Source organism: Corallococcus aberystwythensis (assembly GCF_003612165.1).
GTDB lineage: Bacteria > Myxococcota > Myxococcia > Myxococcales > Myxococcaceae > Corallococcus > Corallococcus aberystwythensis.
On record NZ_RAWK01000225.1, the window covers coordinates 1 to 17,055 of the forward strand.

Consider the following 17,055-nt stretch of genomic DNA (forward strand, 5'->3'; position numbering starts at 1 on the left):
CGCTCCGCCCCTGGCCACCGAGGAGCCCGAGGCCCCGCCGAAGCCGCGCCTCGTGACCGCGCCTCCGGCCCCGGTCCGCGACCGGACGCCCATCGCCCTCGACGACCTGCCCACCTCCACCGAGGAGCCCATGCAGCTCGCCTCCACGTGGGAGTTCGTGGGCTGGCAGGGCGGAGGGGAAGGGGAGGGCCCCGTGGGCCACAGCCCGGAGACCACCTGGGCGGATCGCGTCGTGGACCTGGACGTCCCCGCCGCCGCGCCCGCCGCCTCCGAGGACGGCGTGGCCCTGGCCTCCGCGTGGGAGTTCATGCAGCAGCCCTGGCAGCCACAGGCCGTCGCGAACATCGACCCCGCCCAGGCCCTGCTCGCCGCCGCCAGCGCGTCCACCGACACCCCCGCGGACGGTCCCGCCGTCACGGCCGAACAGGTCCTCTCCGCGCTCGACACCGCGGACTCGCAGGGCATGGTCGGCAAGGTGCTGCTGGCCTACAGCGCGGGCCGCTTCCGCAGGGCCTTCCTCCTGGGTGACAGCTTCGGGCTCGCGCGCGTGGGCCGCGCCTGGGGCCCGGGCTGCGACCGTCCGGAGGTCTCCGCGCTCAAGGTGGACCTGGACACGCCGTCCCTCTTCACCTCCGCGCTGAACGGCCCCAGCCCCAGCGTCTTCAGCGCCCCGCAGGCCCCCCAGGACGAGGCCATCTTCTCCGCGCTGTGCGGCGAGTCCGAGCACCACCTGCTCGTCTTCCCGCTCCACTCGCGCGGGCAGCCCGTGGCCTTCTTCGTCGCCGAGCACGGCCCCGCGCCCCTGGACGTCGCCATGCTGGAGGAGTTGGGCCGCATCGCGGACCGCGCCGTGGAGATCTGCACCCGGCTCCACCGCTTCCCCTGAAACACGAAGGGCCCCGGAGCTTGAAGCCCCGGAGCCCTTCTTCACTTCAGCTCACGACCGCGGCGCCCTTCAGCTGCAGCCGCTGGTCGTGCCGCAGTTCGCGCACTTGTAGCAGGCGCCGCTGCGCACGGTGATGGCGCCGCACTGGTGGCAGGGCGGGGCGTCCGCCTGGTTCAGGTAGGTGCTGCGCGAGTTCATCGCGGACAGCTGCAGCGTCCCCGCCTGCTCCGGCACCGCCGCCTGCGTCACCGGCTCCGGACGGGCCTCCACCACCGGCGTCACCTCCGCGTCGTCCGCGCAGGGCTCCGTGGGCAGGAACTTCAGCGACAGCCACCGGAAGATGTAGTCCGTGATGGACTTCGCGATGGGGATGGCCGGGTTGCCCGTGAAGCCGCTCGGCTCGTAGCGCGTGTGGCAGAACTTGTCCGCCAGCACCTGCAGCGGCACGCCGTACTGGAGCGCCAGCGACACGCTGGTGGCGAAGCTGTCCATCAGGCCGCTCACCACCGAGCCCTCCTTCGCCATGACGACGAAGAGCTCACCCGGCTTGCCGTCCTCGTACATGCCCACCGTCAGGTAGCCCTCGTGGCCGCCGATGGAGAACTTGTGCGTGATGGACTGCCGCTCGTCCGGCAGCCGGCGGCGGAGCGCCTTGGGCTCGGGCATCACGGCGGGGGCGGGCTCGGCGGCCACCGCGCGGCGGGGCTCCGGGGCCTTGTCCTGCGACGTGTTGAGCGGCTGCGTGCGCTTGCACCCGTCGCGGTAGACGGCGACCGCCTTCAGGCCGCTGCGCCACGCCTCGATGTAGGCCTTCTCGATGTCCTCCACCGTGGCGTCGTTGGGCAGGTTCACCGTCTTGGAGATGGCGCCGGAGAGGAACGGCTGCGCGGCGGACATCATCTCGATGTGGCCCATCCAGTGGATGCTGCGCTGGCCCTTGGAGGGCTTGAACGCGCAGTCGAACACCGGCAGGTGCTCCGGCTTCAGGTGCGGAGCGCCCTCGATGGTGTCGTGCTTGTCCAGGTACGCGATGATGTCCTGCGTCTGCGTCTGCGGGTAGCCCAGCTTCTCCAGCGCCAGCGGCACCGTCTGGTTGACGATCTTCAGCATGCCGCCGCCCACCAGCTTCTTGTACTTGATGAGCGCGATGTCCGGCTCGATGCCCGTGGTGTCGCAGTCCATCATGAAGCCGATGGTCCCCGTGGGCGCCAGCACCGTCACCTGGCTGTTGCGGTAGCCGTGCTCCATGCCCTTCGCCAGCGCGTCGTCCCACGCCTCCTTCTGGGCCTGGTGCAGCTCCGCGCTCACGCCGTCCGCCGGCAGCTGGTACGCCGCCTTGCGGTGCTTGCGGATGACACCCAGCATGGGCTCCGCGTTGTTGCCGTAGCCCGCGAACGCGCCCTGCTTCTCCGCGATGCGCGCGCTCGTCGCGTACGCCTCGCCGCACATGAGCGAGGTGATGGCCCCCGCCAGGTTGCGGCCGGCAGGGGAGTCATACGGCAGGCCGGACGCCATCAGCAGCGCGCCCAGGTTCGCGTACCCCAGGCCCAGCGGCCGGTAGTCGTGGCTGTTCTTCGCGATGCGCTCGGTGGGGTAGCGGCTGAAGCCGACGATGATCTCCTGCGCCAGCAGCACCACGGACACCGCGTGCTTGAAGGCGGCCACGTCGAAGCCACCCTCCAGCGTGCGGAAGTGCATCAGGTTCAGCGACGCCAGGTTGCAGGCCGAGTCATCCAGGAACATGTACTCGGAGCAGGGGTTGGACGCGTTGATGCGCGCCGTGCCGGAGCACGTGTGCCATGCGTTCACCGTGGTGTCGTACTGGAGCCCCGGGTCGCCGCACAGGTGCGCGGCCTCGGCGATTTCACGGAACAGCTCGCGGGCCTTGTACGTCTCCATCACCTGGCCGTCGCGCACCGCGCGCGTCTGCCACGGGCCGTCGTTCACCACGGCCTTCATGAAGTCGTCGGTGACGCGCACGGAGTTGTTGGAGTTCTGGAAGTACACCGACCCGTAGGCCTCGCCGTTGAAGGACGGGTCGTAGCCCGCCTCAATCAGCGCCCAGGCCTTCTTCTCCTCGTTCGACTTGCAGCGGATGAACTCGAGGATGTCCGGGTGCTCGGCGTTGAGGATGACCATCTTCGCCGCGCGCCGCGTCTTGCCGCCGCTCTTGATGACGCCCGCGAACGCGTCGAAGCCGCGCATGAACGACACCGGGCCGGACGCCGTGCCGCCGCCCGCCAAGAGCTCCTTGCTGCCGCGGATGGAGGACAGGTTGGAGCCCGTGCCGCTGCCGTACTTGAAGAGCATGCCCTCCGTCTTCGCCAGCCCCAGGATGGACTCCATGTTGTCGTCCACACTGTTGATGAAGCACGCCGAACACTGCGGGTGCTCCTCCACGCCCACGTTGAACCAGACGGGCGAGTTGAAGGCCGCCTTCTGGCGCAGCAGCAGGTGCGTCAGCTCCGCGTGGAACGCCTCGCGGTCCACCGCCGACGCGAAGTAGTGCCCCTCCTCACCCCAGCGGGTGAGGGTGTCAACCACGCGCGCCACCAGCTTGCGCACGCTCGTCTCGCGCTCCGGCGTACCGGGCGTGCCCCGGAAGTACTTCGACGCGACGACGTTCGTCGCCAGCATCGACCAGGACTTGGGGACTTCGATGTCCTTCTGGTCGAAGACGACCTTGCCGTCCTCGCCCTTGATGCTCGCGCTGCGGTACTCCCACGCCAGCTCGTCCGCCGGATCCACCCCGGGCGTCGTGAAGAAGCGGTCCACGGTCAGCCCCGTGGAGGCCGTCGCCGCCTTGCCCTTGGCGCGGCCTCCGCGCCGCGGCTCCCTGCCCACCACCACCGGCTTCGCACTCAGTTCCTTCTCCATGACGCCCACCTCCAGATTCACTGAGAGTGATGCTGCAAAGTTTGCAAAATGGCCAACGCCGCGAGATCCCAGGGGATCCGTTGATCAGTTCCAAGCACAGGGACGGCAGCGTTGAAAGGGTCGGGGACGGGCAGAAATCAGGGGATACACCCCTGGAATCCGGGCCCGGGCCTGACTGCCCACCTGTCGGGCGGGCGGATCCATATGATCGCTGGTGGGGTCCGTCAACATCACCCACGCCCCTATATCTAGTGTCAGAATTCTGCTTACACACTTCATTTGGTACGCATTTCCAAGCGCACTGATCCGCACCCAAGGCTGATCTAATAACCCTTCGCGGGCTGGCAACGCCTGATGTGACTGGCAACGTATTGTCATGGCCCTGCAAAATGGGCCGGATGGGAGAGGGGGCCTGTCCAAGCGCTTGTGATCACTCGCGGATGTTTGCTGTCAGTCCGTGTGCCGAGCGTAGGAGCGCCTCAGAGCCTCCGCGACAAACCGGCCGGGTGGGGTGGGCCTGGACGGTCGCCTGCTGAACGGCGGCATCGATTTCGACGCACAGGCGCGTTAGGAGGCGAACCATGCCGCCTCCCTTCGAACGCCACGTCTTTGTCTGCACGAACCGCCGCCCGGACGGCAACCCCAAGGGGTGCTGCGCCACCAAGGGTGGGGAGGAGGTGCGGGCCGCCTTCAAGGAGGAGCTCGACAAGCGCGGGCTCAAGCGCAGCATGCGCGCCAACGCGGCGGGCTGCGTGGACACGTGCGCGTTCGGCGTCTCCGTGGTCGTCTACCCGGAAGGCACCTGGTACGGCGGCGTGAAGGTGGAGGACGTGCCCACCATCGTGGAGGAGCATCTGGTGCAGGGCCGCCCCGTGGAGCGGCTGCTGATGCCCTTCAACAAGAAGGCGGAGCGCTGAAGGCGGTTGCCCGCCTCGCGCCCCGCCTTGGGGTTACAGCGTTGAACCCTGGTGACTAGTCGCGGCGGTTGCCCAGCAGGCGCAGCAGCGACAGGAACAGGTTGATGAAGTCCAGGTAGAGGGTGAGCGCGCCCACGATGCTCACCGCCGTCGTGCTCTTGAAACCCGTGCCCGCGTGGTACTCGCGCAGCTTCTGCACGTCGTAGGCGGTGAGGCCCGCGAACACGAGCACGCCCGCGCAGGCCATCACGAACGACACGGCGCTGCTCTGGACGAAGAAGTTCACCACGCTGGCGATGACGATGCCGATGAGCCCCATGAAGAGGAACGTGCCCCAGCCGCTCAGGTCCTTCTTCGTGACGGTGCCGTAGACGGCCATCGCGCCGTAGGTCGCGGCGGTGATGAAGAACACCTGGCCGATGGAGCTGGCCGTGTAGATGAGGAAGATGACCGACAGCGTCACGCCGGTGAGCGCCGCGTAGGCCGCGAACATGAGCGCGGCCACCGGGCCGGACAGCCGGGGCGCCAGGATGGACAGGCCGAACACCACGCCCAGCTGCACCACGAACAGGACCATGCGGTTCTGCACCGCCATGCGGAGCAGCGTCTCATTGGCCAGCGTCACCATCGCCATCACGCCGGTGAGCGCCAGACCCGCGAACATCCAGCCGTGCACGCGCGACATGAACGCGCGCTGCGACTCCTGCACCAGGACGTCGTCCACCGCGGCTGCCTGCCCGCTCTGCCACCCACCTGAAGATTCCCACGCCATGTGTTCCGTTTCCTTTCGGGCCGGGCACCGCTGCGCCCCAGCCTCTCTCTAACGATGACCCCTGGAGGACGCCTTAAAGGGCCTTCCAGGCCAGCAAAAGCTTTGAAGCGACTTCCGTCGTGATGAGCGGCAGCACGCCCCCGCCGCCCACGATGTTGACGATCTCCGACATGGACCCACGGCACACTCCGCCCCACGCGGGCTGCTTCGCGAGCCCAACAGACGCGTACGCCGAGTAGTCCACGAAGAACGAAGTCGGCAGCACGCTGTTCTGGCCGCAGAGCAGGTGCTCTTCCGGCTGTGTGTCCACCACCTCCTGCACCACGTAGCCGCCGCCCTGGGGGTCCGTGGCGGCGCGCTCGCACAGCTCGGCCCACGTCTTGGACTCGCCGAAGGCGCCCTTCACGCGCTCCTCGTAGGGCACGGTGCCCACGGAGCGGCCCAGGAAGACGGCCTTGCCGCCGTAGTCCCACGCGCGCTTGAGCACGAAGCGCGCGGGCTCCTCGGCCACGCGCGCCACGATGTCGTCCACCCGCGCGCCGTCGGGGCCCAGGCCGGGCCCGTGGCGGAAGGGGCGCGTCCACGGCACCGCCGCGCGCACCGCCTCCAGCTCCTCGGACGTCAGGCCCGCGCGTTCCGCGAGCGCCGCGTCCGTCACCGCCTGCGACAGGAGCGCGAAGGTCGTCTTCACCTCCACCTGCGAGGCGGGCGGGTTCAGGAACACGGCCTTCTTCCCCGGGACGACGCCCAGGAAGTCCTCCACCCAGGGGGCGGGGTTCTGTTCCAGCCGGCGCACGAAGAGGTGGCGGTAGACCAGGTCGTACTTCTTGCCGTTCACCGTGAAGGCGTCGTCCCCGGACACGTCCTCCGGGTGCACGATGTCCGCGTCCGCGCCGAACTCGCGGAAGCGCTCGCACAGCCAGCGCAGCTCCGTCACCTGCGCGTCGTTCTTGCGGCACAGCAGCGCCACCGTGTCCGGCATCTGGCCGTTGCGCTCGGCCGCGTAGCCGTCCAAGAGCGCCCGGTAGAGCGCCAGCGCGTTGTTGCCGTTGAGCGTGAGCAGCGACGCGAGCGCCTTCTCCGGGTAGCGCACGTGCCGCGCCACGACCTCGATGAAGGTGCGCGCCGCGATGTCCGAATAGCCCTGCATGGCCGGGATGGTGGCGTTCACCTCCAGCGCCCAGGGCGTCCCGCCGGACACGAAGTAGTCCACGCGCGTGGTGGCCAGCTTGCGGCTCGCCTCCCAGGTGGCCTGCGCCAGGCGGCGCTCCAACGGAGACAGCGCGCCCAGCAGCACTTCCGCGTCCGGGCCGCCCAGGATGGCGCGCGTCATCTTCATCGTGGCGGAGGCCAGCTTCGCGGACAGCAGGGCGCGGCGTTTGATCTCCTCCGCGTCCAGGATGACCGGCGTGGCGGTGATGGGGATGGGCTGGGTGCTGCCATCCGGCTTCGTCACCGCGAGGCCGCGCTGGTAGGCGGTCTTCGCCAGCTCCGGTCCGAAATAGTGTGCCTGCCTGCGCAGGACATCCATGAGCTCGTGCACGCGCGGAACCTACGACCCCAGGGGCTCGTGGGTCCACAACCCGCGACCCCCGCCGCTGTTCCCGGTGTCCGCCACCTCGCCCTCCGGGCCGGGTCCTCTCCGCGTCCTGGCTTGCACCGGGCAGGGAGGTCGCTTAAAACAACTCAGTTGCTTTTCGGGACCGAGTGGACGTGAGCCGCCTCCGACGCCAGCCCAGCACGAGCCGCTCCCTGCCGCGCCTGCTGGCGCTGCCGTGGGTGCTCGTGTGCGTGCTGATGTATGTGGGCAGCGTGCTCCACTTCGCGCTCGTGCAGCACACCACGTGCCTGGAGCACGGGGACGTGATGCACGTGAGCGACGCGTCCCATGACGGCCCGTTGGAGGAGGAGCTCTCCTTCGACGATGCGCGCGTGGCGAAGGCGCCTGTATCGAAGGCCGCGCCCCACGCCGCGGAGGCCCACTGCCACCACGCCTTCCTCCGCCGGGAGGCCCCGCCTCCGGCCGAGCCGGCGCCCGTCATCGCCGCGGTCTCCACGCGTTCCAGCCCGGCGCTGGCGGTGTTCCGCTTCCACGCGGCACCTGTCGCGCTCTTGAGGCTCGCGCCCAAGTCGTCGCCGCCGCGCGCCTGATCTCCGCCGTCGAAGCCCGCCGTCCTGGCCCCACGTGTCTTCGTGGGACGGGGTGCATCGTGGCCACCGGAGTCCGGGTCGTGCGCGTTCCCGTTCCCTGAACGGATCCGCCGCACGCGCGCGGAAAAAGCCCCCGGCCACGTACACACGCGCGCGCTTCGTGCCCCGGTCCCTCCTTCCAGTCCCATCCGGTCCCTCGCGGTCCCTCCTTTTCGGAGGAGCGGTGCGCGTGGGGGCCGGGTGGCTGGAGTTCCCGCAGTCCATCCCCTGTGTCCCTGGAGTCCCCATCATGAAGAAGAAGCTTCTGTCCGCCCTGCTGCTGTCCACCGCCCTCCTCGCCGCCGGTTGTGGGGGCGACGACGAAGACGAGGCCCACGCCGACGAGGAGGGCTGCGAGCACCTGCAGGAAGGTCCCGCCGTCAACGTCACCGCCGCCGTCAGCGGGGCGGGACCGGCCGTGAGCAACGACCACAAGCGCTACGACATCGCGCTGGTGGACGTCGCCGGCGGCAAGGGCGGCACGGTGTCCTTCGCTGTCTCCGAGGCCACGGACTACGTCCTCTACGCCAGCACCCCGGTGCCGGTGAAGGTCACCAACGGCAGCGGCGCGACGGTGGAGTTCGAGGAGAGTTCCAACAGCTCCACGCTCTGCACGGACATCCAGGGCCGCTACATCGTGCCGCTCACCGTGGGCACGCACACGCTCACCTTCGGTCCTTCGACCCTCTCCTCCGTGTCGCTCGTCATCGAAGAGTCGGGCGAGCACGACCACGACCACGGGTAGCCACCGCGCTCCCTCTTCAACCGAAGCCCGAGGCGCCCCATGTCCAAGGTTTCCGCTGGCAGAACTCCATCCCTGCTTCCCTGCGACGTGCGCCGCGACGGCGACCGTCTGTTCGACGTGGCCATGTGGTGCCTGGGCCAGGACGTGCGTTGCCCGGACGGCAACGTGCTGCTCCGGCACGGCCTGGTGCGCGAGCCGCGTCCGCCGGGCGTGGAGGGACAGAGCGCATACCAGGGGCAACTTCCGGACGGGGGGCGCCTCACGCTGTGGGGCTTCGGCGCGCTGTGTGACGCGTGCGGCGGCGCCATCTTCGTGCCGCGCGATGGCTTCGTGCCCCGGTGGGTGGAGGGCGCGTGCGGCCAGGCCTTCCGCGTGGAGGACGTGGGCGTCCGCCGGGACGCGGCCACCGGGCCGGAGCGCAGGGCGGCGCGGGCGGGGCTCGCGCTGCTGGCGGACTGGCTGGCGGAGTACGAGGCGTGGGTGGCCCGCGACGTGGGCCTGGCCTGGCGGCGCGAGTGCCTGGCGGCGCGGCGCAAGGCGTCTCCCATCCCCGCGCAGGAGCTGTCCACCGCTTGGAGGCGGCTGGCCGTGCGCGTGCGCGCGACCGACGCCTCGGTGCAACACCATGTCGCTCCGATGACCGGAGCGTGAGGAGGACACCATGCTGGCACGTCTGTTCCGAGCCGATGCCCCGTCCGTCCATTCCCACGTCGCGTGGGAGGACCTGCCGGACGAAGCCCTTCCCACGCCGCCGCTGCGAGACGGGTTGGGAGATGCACACCTGTCCGTGACGACGCAGGTGCCCCTGGCGCAGGCGTACTTTGATCAGGGCCTGCGCCTGCTGCACCTGGGCTGGGCGCTGGAGGCCCGGCGCGCCTTCGCGGAGGCCGCGCGTCAGGACCCGACACTCGCCATGGCGTGGTGGGGGCTCGCGCTCGCCCGGGGCGTGGGGCAACGCTTCACCGCGGACCGCGCGGAGGCCATCCGCAAGGCGCTGACGTTGGCGGAGGGCACCACCGACATGGAGCAGCGGCTGATCGTCGCGGCCAGCCTCCTCGCGGACAAGGGGCCCGCGAATGGCAGACATGCCTTCGTGCGGGAGATGGAGTGCCTCATCGACCGCTTCCCCCAGGAGCCCGAGCCGCGCCTGCTGCTCGCGGGCTTCCTGCTGGACGGGTACGAATCCGACGGGCGTCCAGGACAGGGGCAGCCGTACGCGCAGCTGCTCCTGCGCGACCTGTTGCGCACGCACCCGCACCACGCGGGCGTGCACGTGGCCTGGGTGCAGGCGTGGCTGCCCAGCTCGCGGCCGGAGATGGCGCTGGAGAGCGCGGAGCTGCTTGCGTCGCTCGTGCCCGCGGGAAGTCCCGCGCTGCTCGCCGCCGGACGCCTGCTCTTGCGCATGGGCCGGGCGGTGGAGGCGAACCGCATCCTGGAGGCCGCGGTGACGGCGGACGACGCGTACCTCGCGCGGGAATCGCTGCCCCTGGACGTGGCGCCGAGCGCGGACACCGCCCTGCGGCTGCTCAGCGAAGGCTGCGTGGAGGTGGGGCAGTACCGGGGCGCGCAGGTCTGGGCGCGGAAGTTGCGGCAGCGGGTGGAGGCCTCGGGAGGCCAGCCGCAGGCGGTGCTCTTCGCCGCCACCACGCTCGTCGCCGCGCACCTGCGCTTCGGCTTCAGCCGGGCCGCGGCGGAGGTGCCCATGGACCTGGGGGATGCCGCCACCGTCGCGGAAGCCGGGCTGCGTGACGCCGTGCGCCTGTACGCGCGAGGCGTCTGTGCCCTGGAGACGGGACGGCTGGGCGACGTGGAGCGCGCGTGCGCAACCCTGGATGCGCTGGCGCTCACGCTGTCGGAGGCGCCGCGTTCGGAGGGTCGTGCCTTGTGCCCTCGCGACGTGGCGCGCACGGTGGAGATCGCCGCGCAGGAGCTGCGGGGCACGCTGGATGCGCGCCGGGGGGATTCCGGCCGGGCGGAGGCCGCGCTCACCCGGGCGCTGCGCCTGGAGCGCCGCCTGCGCCCCGTGGGCCCCGCGCTCTTCTGCCGGCCCCCCCGTGAGACGCTGGCCCGCGTGCGCCTGCGCTCCGGCCGCGAGGAGAAGGCCCTGGAGCTGGCGCTGGAGCGGGCCGGAGAGCGGCCCGGTTGTGGCCACTGCATGCTGCTGGTCGCGGAGGCCCACGTCGCCTGCGAGTGCATGTCCGAAGCGGCGCACGACTTCGCCGTGGTGCTGGACCTGTGGCGCGACGCGGATCCGCACCTGCCGGGCCTGCAACGCGCGCGGGGCTTCACGGCCCGGGGAGGCCGGAGTCGGGCCGCGCTCCGGCGGGTGCCCGACGCGGCACCGGTGGACACCGCGCACGGACCCCGGGGTGGGGCACCGACCTGGACCGTTCATGGGGGCTGAGCGCGCACGCCGCCGCGCTTGACGCAGGCGCGGCCTTCGCGGCACTTGGGGCTCATCCTCCAAGGAGCCGCCCCATGCCGTCGTTCCGCCTGAAGCCCGAGCACGCCGCGCTGCTCGTCGTCGACATCCAGGAGCGCCTGTGCGCCGCGATGGACCGCGACGCCCTGGACCGCATGCTCGCACGCACCGGCGCCGCGGTGGAGGGCGCGCGGGCCCTGGGCATGCCCGTCATCGTCACGGAGCAGTACCCGCAGGGCTTGGGCCGCACGCACTCGCTCCTCAAGCTGCGCCTGGGAGAGTTCAAGCCGCTGGAGAAGATGGACTTCTCCGCCGCCACGCCCGACGTGCTGGACGCCCTGGGGGACCGCAAGCAGGTGCTGCTCACCGGCATGGAGACGCACATCTGCGTCTTTCAAACAGTGCGCGACCTGGCGGACGGTGGCCGGCAGCCGTGCCTCCTCGCGGACGCCGTCCTCTCCCGTGCGGAGGAGGACCGCCGCGTGGGGCTGGAGCTGTGCCGCGACGCGGGCGCGCGCATCCTCACCGTGGAGTCGGCCCTGTTCGACATGCTGGGCCGCGCGGGTACGCCCGAGTTCAAGAAGGTGTCCGCCGCCGTCCGCTGAATCCCGGGGACGACGGCGGCGCTTCCGCTCACGCCCTGTGCTTGAAGGGCACCTGCACCAGGCGCACCAGCATCATCAGCAGCACCAGCACCCCGGACAGGACGGTCTGCGAGCCGCCCACCGGGAAGTCGTAGAAGTACGCGAACAGGTACCCGCCCGCGCCCGCGATGCCGCCCAGCACGGTCGCCGTGAAGAAGGTCCACGGCAGCCGCAGGTCCAGCACCAGCGCGGCGATGGCCGACAGCGTGGAGAACGCGAAAACGGGCAGGGCGCCCAGGGCCCGCGCGCACACGCCCACCATGAGGCCAATGGACACCATCAGCACCGTGTCCAGCAGCTTCACCGGCAGCCCCTGCACCGTGGCGCCAATGCGGTCGAAGCTCACGAAGGCGATGCCCCGGAACCACCACAGGTGCAGCACCATCAGCACGCCGCCCGCCACCGCCACGGCCTGGAGCTGATCCGGCGTCACCAGCACCGCGGTGCCGAAGAGGATGCCCTGGATGTCGTGCGCCTCCTGCGCGATGCGGTCACCCACCAGGATGGCCGCGCCGCCCGCGAAGGCGAACGCGCACCCCAGCAGGCTCTCCCGCGACAGCCGCAGCCGCGCGGGCTCCACCATCAGGAGCAGCGTGGCCGCGACGGACAGCACCACCGCGCCCACCAGCGGATCCACGTGCACGCCCAGGTGGATCTCCGCGAAGAAGGCCAGCGCCACGCCCAGGCCCGCGGTGTTCGTCACCGCCGCGCTGACGAACACCATGCGCCGCAGCACCACGTAGACGCTGAGGAAGCCCAGCACGCACCCGGCGATGAGCGCGCAGAGGATGGGGTCGCGGAACAGCTCCCACCCCGCCTGGAACTGTTCCCACTTCGAGGGTTCAAGCAGGGTTGTTTCCACGGTGGGGTCCCTGGGGCGCGCTGTGGCAGTAGTCGTCGCCGTACTGGCGGCGGAAGGCGGGGTGACAGAACACGGTGCGGGCATCGCCCATGACGAAGCAGCGGTGCTCGCGGTCCACGAAGAGGATGACGTCGGCGTGCTCGGCGGCGACGGACATGTCGTGGCTCACCACCACCACGCCCAGGCCCCGGTCGTGCGCGAGCGCGCACAGCCGCAGCATCGTCTGTTTCTCCGCCACGGCGTCCATCGCCGCGGTGGGTTCATCCAGCAGCACCACGTCCGCCTCGGTGGCGATGACCCGCGCCAGCAGCGCGCGCTGCTTCTCGCCGCCGGACAGGTCGCGGAAGGGGCGCTTGGCGATGCCGCGCGCGCCCGCCGTGTCGAGCGCCGCCTCCACCTTCTGCCGGTCCGTCTTGCTGGGGAAGGGCCGCAGGAAGTTCCACCCGGACAGCCGGCCCCAGCTGGTCAGCTCCCGGGCGTGCACGGGCAAGAGCGAGTCGATGGCGGACATCTGCGGCACGTACGCGCTGCGGATGTTCGGCGTGCCCAGGGTGATGCGGCCGGACACCGGCGGAATCAGCCCCAGCAGCGTCTTGAACCAGGTGCTCTTGCCGGAGCCATTGCGGCCCACCACCGCCACGAACTGGCGGCGGCGCACCACCAGGTCCATGGGCGGCAGGATGTCCTTGCCCCCGTAGCCGATGACCAGCTGTTCGCACTTGAGCAGCGCTTCGCCCGGCTCCTGCGCCGGTTCGACGCGGTGCCCCCGGTCCAACTCCGTCTCGTGATCACCGTGAGCCACGGTTCACCTCCGCGGTGGGGTTCAGCCCGGCCACCTTCTCCAGGATCGCGGCGCGCACCGCCGCGTTCGCGGGCGCATCCAGGTCCACCACACCGTCGGTGCCCGGCGTCGCGGCGGACCAGTCCACCGCGTCGAAGAGGGCCGGCGTCAGCTCCAGCTTCAGGCCCAGCGTCACGCGCGGCGCGTTCTCACGGTCGGATGGCACGTCCAGGTCGCCTTTGAGCACCGCCACCGGCGTGGCCTCCGCGCCCGCCACCGCCGCGGTGAAGCGGAAGGGCAGGGCGCCCGCGAAGCGCGCGGGCACGCGGCCGTCGCGCACGCTGCCCGTCATCCGCAGGCCGGTGATGGACCAGCGCCCGCCGGACAGCGTCGTCTTGCCCAGGCCGCAGCCGGGCTCGCAGGTGAGCTCCCTCACCGCGGGCGACAGCAGGTCCAGCTCCGCGTCCACCGGGAGGTTGGCCACCGTGGTGGTGGTGCTGCCACCGCCGCCCATCTCCGCCTCGATGTCCTCGTAGTCCACGAGCGCCCCGTCCTCGCCGTGGCAGTGCCCGTTGTGGCACAGCGAGTAGCCCGGCGGCGGGGAGGACGGATCGAACGTCGTGGTTCCGCCGCCGCCGGAGCTGGCCAGCAGGTCGATGCTGCCCAGGCGCACCGCGCCGGTATCCATGCGCAGCTGGAAGTCGGAGGCGAGCGCCTGGTAGCCGTCGCCCGCGTTCCGGCCGGACAGCGGCGTGTACGCGGCCTCCACGGAAGGCTCCAGCACCGCGAAGCCATCGCCCGCGTCGAACGCGCACCCGGACACGAGCGCGAGGGGCAGCAGCCATGCCCTGGAATGAAAGCGCTTCATGGCGTCATTCCCCCTTCCCGGCGAGGCCCTTCTCCAGCCGGCCCACCATCAGTTCCATGCGCTGCACGTAGGTCTGGCCCGCGCGGAAGTCGGTGCCGCCGGGCAGCGTGATGAGCGCGGCGGGAATCTTCGACGCCACGAGCTTCGCGATGTTGTCCGGGTAGTAGTCCTCCTTGAGCACCAGCTTCACTTGGCTTCCCTTGCTCTTCGCCAGCACCTGCGCGACGTGGGACGGGTTCGGCGGGATGCCCGGCTTGGGCTCCAGGAACGCGACGGTGTTGAAGCCCAGCCAGTTCTGCAGGTACGCCGTCGTGCGGTGGTACGCGATGACGGGCACGCCCTTGAGGCCCGCGAGCCGCTTCTCCCAGCCCGCCTGCGCCGCCGTCAGCTCCTTCGTGAAGGCCTCCAGGTTGGCCTTGTAGGTAGCGGCGTTCTTCGCATCCAGCTGGGACATGCGCGCCTCGATGGCGCGCGCCACCAGCACGGCCTGCCGCGGATCATAGAGGTAGTGCGGGTTGCCGCCGGGGTGCACGTCGCCCTGGCTGCGATCCACCTGCCCGGCGGGCACCTCCTGGAGGTTCACGGCCCGCGACGCGTCCAGATAGCCCGTGTTGCCCGTCAGGATGCGGTTGTTGCGCGCGCCCAGCTGGAGCGTGGGCAGCCAGCCGATCTCCAGGTCCAGGCCCGCGGCGAGGAGCAGGTCCGCGCGGTTGAGCGCGAGCGCCAGGTTCGGCTTGGCGTCCACGAAGTGCGGGTCCTGCGTGGGCAGCGCGAGCGCGGTGACGTCCACCTTGTTCCCTCCCACCGCCTTGGCCACCGCGGCCAGGTCCGGGAGGGTGGCGACGACCTTCAGGTCCGCGCGGGCGGAAGGGGCGGTGAGGCTGACGACGGCGGCGCACACGGCCGCGAACAAGCGAAGGGAACGCATGGAAGGGCTCCGGAAGAAGAGGTCAGAACGCATGGGCACCGTGGGCGCCGGTCACGACTTCAAGGGCGAGGAAGGCCGAGTAGTCCGGCGACTCGCGCCAGCCCACGCGGTCCGTGGCGGCCTGCAGGCGCAGGCGGGAGAACTCCGTGGGCCAGAACGTCAGCTCCGCACTGACGCGCTGCCGGTCGGAGATCCACTCGGGATCGAGCGGATCATTCGCGACGCGGCCCTCCTGCGTCTTCGCGGCCGTGCCGAACTCGTAGCGCACGCCCGTGGCCCAGCGGTTGGAGAAGCGCCACACCGTCTGCGCGTAGCCGCCCCAGTCCGACAGCACGTCCTCCGGCACCTGCCGGCGGCGGTAGAGCACCTCCGCCTGGAGCACCAGCTGCTGCGCGCTCTGCGACGTGATGGGCCGGAACTTCAGGTAGACGTCCGTGCCGTAGATGCTGGTGTGGTTGCGGTAGCCCGTGGCGTTGGGGCCCGCGGCCGCGGACAGGCCCCAGAGCAGCGACAGGTCGTCCGACAGCGGGAAGAACTGCTTCACCGCCCCGGTGAGCTGGAAGTCCAGCGGAGACAGCACGCGCTCGGCGGCGGCACCGAAGAAGCTGCGAGCAGTGGCCTCGCCTGTCGCGTCGGTGGCGCTGCCCACCACCTCCACGTACCAGGGCAGGGGCGTGAGCCATGAGCCCTCCACGCCCAGCCCGCGGTTGCCCTCCGCGCCGAAGTAGCGGCTCATCACGAAGGGCTGATCCACGAAGTCCCACGCGTGCGGGTGCGTGGCGTTGATCCGGCCGAAGCGGGTGAGGAACTGGCCCGCGCGCACCTGGAGGTTCACGGGCAGGTCCAGCGTGGTGACGTACGCCTCTTCTATCTCCACGCCGAACTGGCTGAAGACGAGGTTGCCGTCGAAGCGGAAGTACGGATCCACGACCGAGCCGATGGACAGCTCCAGCTGCTGGAGGTTGAAGCCGTTCTTCGTCGGGTCGTGCGCGCCGCCCTGCAGGGGCTCCTTGTTGGAGAAGGCCGCCAGGGCCATGTCCAGGATGAAGCTCAGGTTGAGGAAGCTGGTGCCGTTGGCGATGGCGCCAGGCAGCTTGAGCGGCGTCACGCCGGAGTCGTTCGTCGCGGTGGGCGACACCGGAGACGTGTCGCCAGACGGACGCGCGCGCGTGCTCGTGTCCGTGCCCAGCGCCTTTTCAATCTCCTCCATCTCCTCCGGGCTCAGCGTGGGCGCGTCCTCGGGAGGCGCGGCCTGGGCCGGGGCAGGGGATTCGGAAGGTGGAGGTGACGCGGTGGCGGGAGGGGCTGACTGCTGGGCCCAGGCGGCGCTCACGGACAGCTGCGCGGCGAGCACGACGGCGAGGGCGCGGGGAGGCCTGCGCGGAAGGGACGGCACGGATGTTTGCTCCTCGGAACCGGCCGTTCGTGGAGCATGCGCGAGCGCACCCCTGCGACGACCGTCGACCTGATGACCTGCTTCACGGACACGACACGCGGCGGACTACGCGTGCGTCGGAGGCGAGGCCTTGGGCGCGGTGTCCAGCACGGCGAGCGGTGCGAAGGAGCGGGACGGCGCGGTGGCCGGGTGGTTGCTCTCCACGCACGCCGAAGCGGAAGCGATGTGCGCGCCCTGGAGGGCCTCCACCTGCGGGGCGGCCGTGAGCAGCGGGCACGTGTCGTGGTTGAGGCCCGTGGAGTCCGCCACCGCGGGCGGGACGGACGCGAGGACGGGGGCGCGCTCGGTGAAGCGGGACAGTGCGGGGTTCGCGCGCCGCGCGTCCTCTTCGAACGTCTGGTGCTGCGGACAGAACCGGTGCGCGTGCTGCTCCACGTGCAGCGCCAGACCCAGCGGCTGGGCACCCCAGAGCGCGACGAGCAGCAGCGCGGTGAGGCGGGCAAGGGTGTGGGCGCGCGAGAGCATCAGAGGGTCCCGGCTGGCTTACTGTCGGCCTCCGGGAGTGTCAAGGCAGGCAGGGTGCATCCGTCTCCCAGGGCTCCCCGGCACGGACGATGAAGCGGTGCGGCGATTCAACGCCGGCACGCGAACCTCCACGGCGCGGGCCTTTCGCCGAAACAGGATGACCAGGGAACGTTGTTTTCATTCCAGACGTCCCCCCTGGCCGCATCGGTTAGGTTGGACGCGCCCCACCGTCACGCTCCCCG

Annotated in this window: 15 protein-coding genes and 1 pseudogene; 7 read left to right on the top strand and 9 right to left on the bottom strand. The window is 70.7% G+C overall.

Going from position 1 to position 17,055, the window contains the following annotated elements; genetic code table 11:
• A pseudogene (locus tag D7W81_RS42540) lies at positions 1 to 886 on the top strand (hypothetical protein); the annotation flags it as partial.
• Positions 887 to 955: 69 nt separating this feature from the next.
• On the opposite strand, the gene D7W81_RS30205 reads toward D7W81_RS42540, so the two are convergent.
• Positions 956 to 3,763: a vitamin B12-dependent ribonucleotide reductase gene (locus tag D7W81_RS30205; protein ID WP_120558864.1), complete on the bottom strand. Its 2,808-nt coding sequence runs from the start codon at positions 3,761 to 3,763 to the stop codon at positions 956 to 958.
• 581 nt (positions 3,764 to 4,344) lie between these two features.
• Here D7W81_RS30205 and D7W81_RS30210 point away from each other — a divergent pair.
• Positions 4,345 to 4,680: a (2Fe-2S) ferredoxin domain-containing protein gene (locus D7W81_RS30210; protein ID WP_120558865.1), complete on the top strand. Its 336-nt coding sequence runs from the start codon at positions 4,345 to 4,347 to the stop codon at positions 4,678 to 4,680.
• 55 nt (positions 4,681 to 4,735) lie between these two features.
• On the opposite strand, the gene D7W81_RS30215 is transcribed toward D7W81_RS30210, so the two are convergent.
• Together D7W81_RS30215 and D7W81_RS30220 are read right to left on the bottom strand one after the other, a co-directional pair.
• Entirely contained in the window at positions 4,736 to 5,452 is a 717-nt protein-coding gene (locus D7W81_RS30215) for a Bax inhibitor-1/YccA family protein (protein ID WP_120558866.1), read from the bottom strand.
• 73 nt (positions 5,453 to 5,525) lie between these two features.
• Positions 5,526 to 6,983, bottom strand: coding sequence for a hypothetical protein (locus D7W81_RS30220; RefSeq protein ID WP_438503383.1), 1,458 nt, complete (start codon positions 6,981 to 6,983; stop codon positions 5,526 to 5,528).
• Positions 6,984 to 7,165: 182 nt separating this feature from the next.
• Here D7W81_RS30220 and D7W81_RS30225 point away from each other — a divergent pair, with 182 nt between their 5' ends.
• From D7W81_RS30225 to D7W81_RS30245, 5 genes are all read left to right on the top strand, one after another.
• Positions 7,166 to 7,603: a hypothetical protein gene (locus D7W81_RS30225; RefSeq protein ID WP_167508118.1), complete on the top strand. Its 438-nt coding sequence runs from the start codon at positions 7,166 to 7,168 to the stop codon at positions 7,601 to 7,603.
• Between the two features lie 289 nt (positions 7,604 to 7,892).
• Positions 7,893 to 8,387 carry a hypothetical protein gene (locus tag D7W81_RS30230; protein ID WP_120558868.1) on the top strand — a complete coding sequence of 165 codons (495 nt, stop codon included), beginning with the start codon at positions 7,893 to 7,895 and terminating at the stop codon, positions 8,385 to 8,387.
• Between the two features lie 39 nt (positions 8,388 to 8,426).
• Positions 8,427 to 9,038 (top strand): hypothetical protein, encoded by a 612-nt coding sequence (locus D7W81_RS30235; protein ID WP_120558869.1) that lies wholly within the window; start codon positions 8,427 to 8,429, stop codon positions 9,036 to 9,038.
• Between the two features lie 10 nt (positions 9,039 to 9,048).
• The gene (locus D7W81_RS30240) at positions 9,049 to 10,791 is read left to right on the top strand and encodes a hypothetical protein (protein ID WP_120558870.1); all 1,743 of its coding nucleotides are present in this window, start codon (positions 9,049 to 9,051) and stop codon (positions 10,789 to 10,791) included.
• 74 nt (positions 10,792 to 10,865) lie between these two features.
• Positions 10,866 to 11,414: an isochorismatase family protein gene (locus D7W81_RS30245; RefSeq protein ID WP_120558871.1), complete on the top strand. Its 549-nt coding sequence runs from the start codon at positions 10,866 to 10,868 to the stop codon at positions 11,412 to 11,414.
• Positions 11,415 to 11,442: 28 nt separating this feature from the next.
• Here D7W81_RS30245 and D7W81_RS30250 read toward each other — a convergent pair whose 3' ends face one another.
• The 6 genes from D7W81_RS30250 to D7W81_RS30275 form a co-directional block, all read right to left on the bottom strand.
• The gene (locus D7W81_RS30250) at positions 11,443 to 12,315 is read right to left on the bottom strand and encodes a metal ABC transporter permease (RefSeq protein WP_120558872.1); all 873 of its coding nucleotides are present in this window, start codon (positions 12,313 to 12,315) and stop codon (positions 11,443 to 11,445) included.
• Entirely contained in the window at positions 12,296 to 13,117 is an 822-nt protein-coding gene (locus D7W81_RS30255) for a metal ABC transporter ATP-binding protein (RefSeq protein WP_438503382.1), read from the bottom strand. The genes D7W81_RS30250 and D7W81_RS30255 overlap by 20 nt, the downstream gene beginning before the upstream one ends.
• The gene (locus D7W81_RS30260) at positions 13,104 to 13,964 is read right to left on the bottom strand and encodes a hypothetical protein (protein ID WP_120558873.1); all 861 of its coding nucleotides are present in this window, start codon (positions 13,962 to 13,964) and stop codon (positions 13,104 to 13,106) included. The genes D7W81_RS30255 and D7W81_RS30260 overlap by 14 nt, the downstream gene beginning before the upstream one ends.
• A gap of 4 nt (positions 13,965 to 13,968) precedes the next feature.
• Positions 13,969 to 14,892, bottom strand: coding sequence for a metal ABC transporter substrate-binding protein (locus D7W81_RS30265; RefSeq protein ID WP_120558878.1), 924 nt, complete (start codon positions 14,890 to 14,892; stop codon positions 13,969 to 13,971).
• 22 nt (positions 14,893 to 14,914) lie between these two features.
• On the bottom strand, positions 14,915 to 16,288 hold the full coding sequence (locus D7W81_RS30270) for a zinc-regulated TonB-dependent outer membrane receptor (protein ID WP_120558874.1): 1,374 nt from the start codon (positions 16,286 to 16,288) through the stop codon (positions 14,915 to 14,917).
• Positions 16,289 to 16,393: 105 nt separating this feature from the next.
• Positions 16,394 to 16,813 (bottom strand): hypothetical protein, encoded by a 420-nt coding sequence (locus D7W81_RS30275; protein ID WP_120558875.1) that lies wholly within the window; start codon positions 16,811 to 16,813, stop codon positions 16,394 to 16,396.
• Positions 16,814 to 17,055 lie beyond the last annotated feature (242 nt).